The following is a 7,496-nucleotide window of genomic DNA, read 5'->3' as shown; positions in this document are numbered from 1 at the left end:
GGCGGGCGCGGTTCGCGCTCCGGCGGGCGGAGCGCCCGCCCCGCCGGGCGGAGCGGCTCCGGCCGCCCCGAGGCCGCCGAGCCGGCCGCGGCCGAGGAGAAGGCCTCCCGCAAGACCCGTGAGCGCCGGCGGACCCGCCGGGGCAGCTCGGTCGAGGGCGACCTGCTCGACGAGGCCGTGGACGCCACGGCGGCGCCCGCGGCGCCGCAGGCCCCGGCCGTCGAGGGCAGCGAGGACGGCGCCGCCCCGCGCCGCCGTCGCCGCCGCTCGCGCGGTCCGGCGTCCGGCGAAGGCACGGCCACCGAGGCCGCCGCCGTCGTCGCGGAGGCCGCCGAGGTCGAGCCGGCCACCGCCGCTCCGGCCGTCGCCGAGGCCACCGAGGCCCCGGCCGCCGAGGAGAAGCCGAAGCGCACCCGCACCCGCTCGCGGGCCAAGGCCGCGGCTCCGGCCGAGGCCGCCGCCGAGGCGGGCACGGTCGCGGCTCCCGCCGAGGGCGCCGCCGACGGCGAGGCCCCGGCCCCGCGCCGCCGCACCCGGGCCCGCCGTCCGGCCGCCGCCGAGGCGACCCCGGAGAGCTGATCCGCGTTCCCCGAAGGGGCGGTCCGGACCTCCGGGCCGCCCCTTCGGCGTTCCGCGCGCGGCCCGGGAGCCGTCCGGCGGCGGCCCGGCGGGCCCGGGAACGACCGGCCGGACGCCCCTATGCTCGGGTTACCCACGAGTTCGCCCCGGTCGCCGGAGGTCCGTCCATGAGCACGCCGCCGTTCCTCACCCTCCCGCCCTCGGCCCGTGCGCTGCGGGTGGTGACGGCGCGCGGGCAGTTCGCGGCGCTGCGGGCCGAGCCCGCCGGGGCGGTGCGGGGCTCGGCCCTGCTGGTGCCCGGCTTCACCGGCAGCAAGGAGGACTTCATCGCGCTGCTGGAGCCGCTCGCCGCGGCCGGCTACCGGGTGACCGCGGTCGACCAGCGCGGCCAGTACGAGACCGGCGGCCCGCACGACGACCCGGCCGCCTACGCGGTGAACGCCCTGGGCGCGGACGTCCGGGCCCTGACCGGGGCCCTGGCGGCCGAGGGCGGCACCGGCCCGCTGCACCTGCTGGGCCATTCCTTCGGCGGCCAGGTGGTCCGCGAGGCCGTCCTGGCCGCCGCGGCCGAGGCGGCGGCGACTCCCGGCGGCGCGCCGCTGCCGTGGGCCTCGCTGACGCTGATGTCCACCGGCCCCGGCCCGATCGACCCGGCCGAGGCGGAGCGGACCAGGCTGCTGATCGACGTGCTCCCCACGATGGGACTGGAGGAGATCTGGCAGGTGATCCAGCAGATGGAGCAGAACGACGGGGAGCGGGCGCGCCGCCGGCCGTCCCCCGAGGTGGCAGCGTTCCTGCACCGCCGCTGGCTGGCGAACGTGCCGCAGGCGCTGATCACCACCGGCGGCCACCTGGTCGCCGCGCCGGACCGGGTGGCCGAGCTGGCCGCCGCGGTCACCGCCGGGCTGCCCGCCCTGGTGCTCTCCGGCGTCCAGGACTACGCCTGGCCCGTCCCGGAGCAGACCGCGATGGCGGAGCGGCTGGGTGCCCGCCGGGTGGTCGTCGCGGACGCCGGGCACTCCCCCAACGCCGAGCAGCCGGCCGCCACCGCCGAGGCGCTGCTGGCGCACTGGGGCTGAACCCGCCCGGCGCCGACCGCCGCCGCTACCGCCCCGGACCGCCCCCTCCCGCCCCGCAGCACCCCTCACCACCCCGAGAGCGGGACCCCGACCCACCGGCCGCTGCGGCCCCCTGGTACAAGGGGGGCGACAAAATTCGTTAGTTGCGGTAATATTTGATTCAGTCCTGAAAACATCGTCGACAGTGACGTCGGCATGCGGTCGACGCGATCCATCCGAAACCAGGACGTTACGGACGGGCAATGGCCCGGTAGCAGCGCCACCGCAGTGTGGTTCACGAGGGCCATCGGCGCCCTTGGCAATCAGGGGGGAGCCCTCTTTGCCGCGACAGCAGCCGGTCGACGACTCGACCCGACAGACCCCGAAAGGGCTGATACCCACTCAGCCACGACCGCCCCGCGCCGCGGGGCCAGGAAAGGAGACGCCCATGCGCTTCGAGATCCTCCGACTGGACGACGCCCACGGCATCGCCACCGACCGCCTGATCGCCGACGCCGAGACCGTCCGCGAGCTCGTCCAGGCCGCCGCCCGCACCGGCGAACGCCTGCTCATCCGTCCGTGCCCGGCCGTCTGACCGCGCCGGCCGCGGCGGAGTCCCCGGACTCCCCCGCCGCCGGGCCGGACCCGTCCGATCCGGACGTTCCGATACCCGACTGACGCCCCGTCATCGCCACAGCGAGCACGGGGCGTCAGCGCGTACGGGCCCCCTCCGCTCTGCCGTCGGCCCTGCCCCTCGGCCCTGCCCCTCGACGCGGCCGCAGATCGAACACGGCTCGAACTCCGTCGGGGCGCGCCCCGGCGCACACCCCCGACGTTTGCCGCCGCCCCCCGCTGGACATTTCCCAACGGGAGCCGCCCGCACCGCGCCCACCCCGCGCCGGACGGGCAGCCGCCACCGACAGGTGCCGCCGGTCCGCCCTCCGTACGGGTGATCGTCCTTGACGCGGCGGCCCGGAGGGAGGAGCGTTGTCGGCTATGAGGGGCGAGCCAAGCTGCCCGAGGTGCGCCGGTCGGGTCCGCGCTCCCGGTCTGTTCTCAGACACCTGGCAGTGCGACCGGCACGGCGACGTGCACCCGATGCAGCCGGTACTGCCCCCGAGCATCGAGGCACTCGGCGTCGCCGTCGCCCGTTCCCAGGTCCCCGTCTGGCTGCCCTGGCCGCTCCCGGTGGGCTGGCTCTACACCGGCATCGCGCACGTCGGCGACGACGTCTCGGGCGCCCGGGCCACCGCCGTCGCCTGCTCGGGACCGGCCCCGCTGGGCGGCTTCGGCGAACTCGTGCTGGTGGCCGAGGAGCTGGGCGTGGGCCTCGGTGCCCGGTACGCCGGACTGCCCGGCCCCGACCCGGGCGAGTCGGTGGCCCTCTACAAGCCCGCCGACGCCAAGCTGATGGCGGCCGGCCGGCCGACCCCGATGTTCCACGTGCCGGACGCCCCGGCGGACCGCGCGGTGTTCGTCGGCGAGGCCCGCGGGCTCTGGCTCTGGGCCGTCGCCTGGCCCGAGCAGTCGGCACTGGTGATGTACGACGAACTGGTCCTGACGGACCTGCGGGATGCCGGCGCGGAGCTCGACCTGCTGCCCTGCGGCGCCCTGTCCCCGCACCTGCTCGGCTGACGCCCCGTCCGTGGCGGGCGGTCGGGCCACCGCCGCCGCACTATCCTGGGCGGCACCCGCCGGCCCGCCGCGCCGGCACCCAGCGCCGGCCCGCGCCGCGCCGACTCCGAGGAGCACCGCCCGTGCGCATCGACCTCCACGCCCACAGCAATGCCTCCGACGGCACGGACACCCCGGCCGAACTGGTCGCGGCGGCCGTCGGGGCCGGGCTGGACGTGGTGGCGCTGACCGACCACGACACGGTGGCCGGCCACACCGAGGCGGCCGACGCGGTGCACGCCCTGCCCGCCGGCACCCGGCTGACGCTCGTCCCGGGCGCGGAACTCTCCTGCGTGGCCGGCGACATCTCGATGCACCTGCTGGCCTACCTCTTCGACCCGGCCGAGCCCGCCTTCGCGGCGGAGCGCGAGCTGGTGCGCACCGACCGGTTCCGCCGGGGGCGGGCGATCGTCGAGCGCTGCCGCGAGCTGGGCGCGGACATCAGCTGGGAGCAGGTGCAGCGGATCGCCGGAGAAGGGTCGGTGGGCCGTCCGCACATCGCCAGCGCGCTGGTCGAGGCGGGCGTGGTGGCCTCGGTGTCGGACGCGTTCACCGCGGACTGGCTGGCCAACGGCGGGCGGGCGGACGTCCGCAAGCACGAGACCGACCCGGTGACGGCGGTCCGGCTGGTCCGGGCGGCCGGCGGGGTGCCGGTCTTCGCCCACCCGGGGGCGGTGAAGCGCGGGCGGACCGTCTCCGACCAGGTCGTCGCCGACCTCGCGGCGGCCGGTCTGGCCGCGCTGGAGGTCGACCACATCGACCACGACGAGCCGACCCGGGCCCACCTGCGCGGCCTCGCCGCCGAGTTGGGGCTGCTCACCACCGGCTCCAGCGACTACCACGGCAGCCGCAAGACGGTCCGGCTGGGCGAGCACACCACCGACCCCCAGGTGTACGAGGCGCTCGTGGACCAGGCGACCGGCGCCAAGCCGATCGGCGGCTGAGCCCGGGGGCCGGCCGCCGCACCGTACCCGGACGTCAGTCCAGGGCGACGCCCCGCCGCTCCGGGTCGCGCAGATCGGTCCCGTGCTGGAGCCAGCGCTCCTGCAGGGCCGCCGCACCGTGCACCCGCTTCCAGCCCGCCTCGTTGGGGGTCATCGGCAGCAGCGGCAGGAAGTGGACCGGGTCGGCCGGCTCGTCCAGTTCCAGGTCCTCGACCAGCCCGCCGGGCTCGGCCGCCAGGACGGAGGTGAACGGCGCGCCGTCCCACAGCGGGGCGCCGAGGTCCAGCGAGCCGCCGGGGGCCACCACCAGGCCCTCCACCTGCGGTGTCGCCGCGAAGGTGGCCAGCGGACGGAGCACGCCGTCGCGCCCGCCCCGGATCGTCAGGACGAGTTCCGCGCGCGGGCCGCGGACCTGGTCGGCGACCGCGGCGCTCGGGTCGGCCATCGGCGCGGCGGACATGCCGAGCGTGGCGTAACGGACCAGGCCCTCGGCATCGGGGCCGAAGCGCAGCACCTCGATCCGGTCGGCGCCGAGGAAGGTCACGGCGGCGCGGCCGCCCGGCTCGCCGAAGGTGGTGAGCAGCCGGGCCTCGACGGCGGCCAGGACCGCCGTCCGGGAGGGGCCGTGCGCGCTGCCGCCGGAAGGGTCGCCGAAGAGCGGGAAGTCGTGGGCCATGCCGGTGAGCGTAACCCGCGCCCCCCGCGCCGTTGGCACGGCCTTTACGTGAACGCGGGCGCGCCGGAGGCCGATCGGATGTTAGTGTGAGCGACTGGCCACCGGGGAGTTTTCCCTCCTCCGGGGCAGCGGCGCGAAGGAGGTGGTTGCGGTGGATACCAGCCGACCATGCAGTACCGGCAGCTCTACCCGGCCCGGACGCCTTCCCCGTACCCCTCGCCACGCGGACTGAAACAGCGGGCCTTGGGAGCCTCGGCGACAGCCGACCGGCTTCCCCACCGGCACCCTGGTTCCGACCGCCCCGTGCGGACGGCACGGCGGTCCTCCGGTCCGGCCGGGAGAGCACCCCACCGACGTCCGGTCGTTCCGTTCCGTGTGCCCCAGCAAGGCCCGGGAGCGACCGCAGGCGCCGGATTCCATCGGTGTTCCTCCGCCGTCGCACCGCGGCCGTTCGTCACCACGCCGTCGTGCGGCGGTTCCTGCCCCAGGGAGCCTGCCATGTCGATGATCAACAGCCTGCGCGCAGCCGTCCGCACCAACCGCCGCCGCACCGCGGCGGGCCTGTTCGACTCCATCCACCCGGGTGAGACCCCGTCGGCGGTGGTGGACTGCGCGGTCTACCAGCACGGTCGGCGGCACGGCGAGACCTGCAGCCCGCGCGAGGCGGCCCGGCTGGTCAAGGCCTCGAAGCAACTGCCCGAGGGCGAGGGCTCGTTCAGCTGGATCGGACTGCACGAGCCGACCGAGGCGGAGTTCGAGGGCATCGCCCAGCGCTTCGGGCTGCACCCGCTGGCGGTCGAGGACGCGGTGCACGCGCACCAGCGGCCGAAGGTCGAGCGGTACGACGACGTGCTGTTCGCCGTCTTCAAGACGATCCGGTACGTCGACCACGACCAGCTGACCCCGACCAGCGAGGTGGTCGAGACCGGCGAGCTGATGGTGTTCGCCGGGCGGGACTTCGTGATCACCGTGCGGCACGGCGGGCACAGCTCGCTCAAGGAGCTGCGGCACCGGCTGGAGGCCGACGCGGACGGCACCGGGCTGCTGGCCAAGGGCCCGTCGGCGGTGCTGCACGCGATCGCCGACCACGTGGTGGACAACTACATGCTGGTCGCGGACCAGCTGCAGACCGACGTGGACGAGATCGAGTTCGAGGTGTTCTCCAACCGGGGCGGCCGGGGCGCGGACGTCGGGCGGGTCTACCAGCTCAAGCGCGAGGTGCTGGAGTTCAAGCGGGCCGTGGCGCCGCTGCTGCGGCCGATGCAGCAGCTGTCGGAGCCGCTGCAGCGGCTGGTCGATCCGGAGATCCAGAAGTACTTCCGGGACGTCGCGGACCACCTGGCCCGGGTCACCGAGCAGGTGCACGGCTTCGACGAGCTGCTGAACTCGCTGCTCCAGGCCAATCTGGCGCAGGTCTCGGTGGCGCAGAACGAGGACATGCGCAAGATCACCGCCTGGGCGGCGATCTTCGCGGTGCCCACCATGATCACCGGCGTGTACGGGATGAACTTCGACTACATGCCCGAACTGCACCACCGCTACGGCTACCCGATGGTGCTCGGCAGCGTGCTGCTGATCTGCATCGGCATGTACCGGGGCTTCCGCCGCAACGGCTGGCTGTAGCCGGGGGCCGGGCCTGCGGCCACAATCCGCCGGTCCGCGCGGGCCGCGTCCGGTCGGCGCGGGCCACCTCCGGTCGGCGCGGACTACCTCCGGTCGGCGCGGGCGACCACGACCAGGCCGAGCAGGATCAGCACCACCGCCGGGTAGGCGGCGGCCGGCGGCCACTGGCCCAGCCAGAGCGCGGCGATCAGCGCGGCGCCCGGGGTCTCCAGCAGGATCGCGGTGGAGGTCACCGAGGGGCCGAGGGTGCGCAGCACCCGGTTGCTGAGCGAGTGGCCGAGCAACTGGGCGGTGACCATCAGCAGCACGATCTGCCACCACGCCCCGGCGGGCCAGCCGGACAGCGGCGTCCCGGCGACCAGGCAGACCGCGAGCAGCACGACCGCCGTGGTGGCGTAGCAGACCAGGGTGTACGCGGTGGTGCTGACGGTCCGCCGGACCTCGGCCCCGAGCAGCATGTAGCCGGCCGCGGCGAGACCCGCGCCGAGCGCGAGCGCGTCACCGGCCAGGGCCCGCGGCGAGAGCGAGAGGTCGACGCCGGTGAGCACCAGGACGCCGGCGAAGGCGGTCACCGTGCCGAGCCACACCATCCGGGGCGCCCGCACCCCGAGCAGCCGCATCAGCACGATCGTCCACAGCGGGGTGGTGGTGACCAGCGCGGTCGCGGAGGCCACCGAGGTCATCCGCAGGCTGGGCATCCAGAGTCCGAAGTGGACGGCGAGCAGCACGCCGGCCGCCACGGCCAGCAGCAGCGCCCGCCGGGGGACGGCGCGCAGTTCGGCCCGGTGGCGCAGCAGCGCGTAGGGGCCGAGCACGCCGACCGACATGAGGTTGCGCCAGAAGGCGATGGCCAGGGCGGGTGCGGCGGTGGCGCTGATCAGCGGGGCGGAGAGCGAGATCGCGCCGACGGAGACGGCCAGCAGCAGCAGGTCGGTCCTGGGG

Annotated in this window: 7 protein-coding genes and 1 pseudogene; 6 read left to right on the top strand and 2 right to left on the bottom strand. The window is 75.7% G+C overall.

Annotated features, from left to right (window positions below):
- The 5 genes and pseudogenes from VR45_RS08515 to VR45_RS08500 form a co-directional block, all read left to right on the top strand.
- Positions 1-579, top strand: a pseudogene (locus VR45_RS08515) (ATP-dependent helicase); the annotation flags it as partial.
- 167 nt (positions 580-746) lie between these two features.
- Positions 747-1,658, top strand: coding sequence for an alpha/beta hydrolase (locus tag VR45_RS08510; RefSeq protein ID WP_045939058.1), 912 nt, complete (start codon positions 747-749; stop codon positions 1,656-1,658).
- Positions 1,659-2,085: 427 nt separating this feature from the next.
- The gene (locus tag VR45_RS47840) at positions 2,086-2,232 is read left to right on the top strand and encodes a hypothetical protein (protein ID WP_199839869.1); all 147 of its coding nucleotides are present in this window, start codon (positions 2,086-2,088) and stop codon (positions 2,230-2,232) included.
- A gap of 401 nt (positions 2,233-2,633) precedes the next feature.
- Positions 2,634-3,272, top strand: a complete 639-nt coding sequence (locus VR45_RS08505) for a DUF6758 family protein (RefSeq protein ID WP_063772438.1) — start codon at positions 2,634-2,636, stop codon at positions 3,270-3,272.
- Between the two features lie 122 nt (positions 3,273-3,394).
- The gene (locus VR45_RS08500; RefSeq protein ID WP_045939056.1) at positions 3,395-4,255 is read left to right on the top strand and encodes a PHP domain-containing protein; all 861 of its coding nucleotides are present in this window, start codon (positions 3,395-3,397) and stop codon (positions 4,253-4,255) included.
- A 34-nt stretch (positions 4,256-4,289) separates the two neighbouring features.
- Here the strand turns inward: VR45_RS08500 and VR45_RS08495 are convergent, their stop codons facing one another.
- A complete protein-coding gene (locus VR45_RS08495; protein ID WP_078896325.1) occupies positions 4,290-4,931 on the bottom strand; it encodes a suppressor of fused domain protein in 642 nt (213 codons plus the stop codon).
- Positions 4,932-5,429: 498 nt separating this feature from the next.
- Between VR45_RS08495 and corA the strand changes: the two genes are divergently transcribed.
- On the top strand, positions 5,430-6,554 hold the full coding sequence (corA, locus tag VR45_RS08490) for a magnesium/cobalt transporter CorA (protein ID WP_045939055.1): 1,125 nt from the start codon (positions 5,430-5,432) through the stop codon (positions 6,552-6,554).
- Between the two features lie 83 nt (positions 6,555-6,637).
- Here corA and VR45_RS08485 read toward each other — a convergent pair whose 3' ends face one another.
- Entirely contained in the window at positions 6,638-7,483 is an 846-nt protein-coding gene (locus VR45_RS08485; RefSeq protein WP_063772439.1) for a DMT family transporter, read from the bottom strand.
- Positions 7,484-7,496 lie beyond the last annotated feature (13 nt).

The sequence above is a fragment of the Streptomyces sp. NRRL S-495 genome, assembly GCF_000966955.1.
GTDB lineage: Bacteria > Actinomycetota > Actinomycetes > Streptomycetales > Streptomycetaceae > Kitasatospora > Kitasatospora purpeofusca.
This window is presented reverse-complemented; position numbering and strand designations above follow the sequence as displayed.

What these genes read in the sequence shown, in the direction of transcription:
- VR45_RS47840 (WP_199839869.1), top strand. Translation starts at nt 2,086, where the DNA reads ATGCGCTTCGAGATCCTCCGACTGGACGACGCCCACGGCATCGCCACC.
- VR45_RS08495 (WP_078896325.1), bottom strand. Translation starts at nt 4,931, where the DNA reads ATGGCCCACGACTTCCCGCTCTTCGGCGACCCTTCCGGCGGCAGCGCG.
- VR45_RS08510 (WP_045939058.1), top strand. Translation starts at nt 747, where the DNA reads ATGAGCACGCCGCCGTTCCTCACCCTCCCGCCCTCGGCCCGTGCGCTG.
- corA (WP_045939055.1), top strand. Translation starts at nt 5,430, where the DNA reads ATGTCGATGATCAACAGCCTGCGCGCAGCCGTCCGCACCAACCGCCGC.
- VR45_RS08505 (WP_063772438.1), top strand. Translation starts at nt 2,634, where the DNA reads ATGAGGGGCGAGCCAAGCTGCCCGAGGTGCGCCGGTCGGGTCCGCGCT.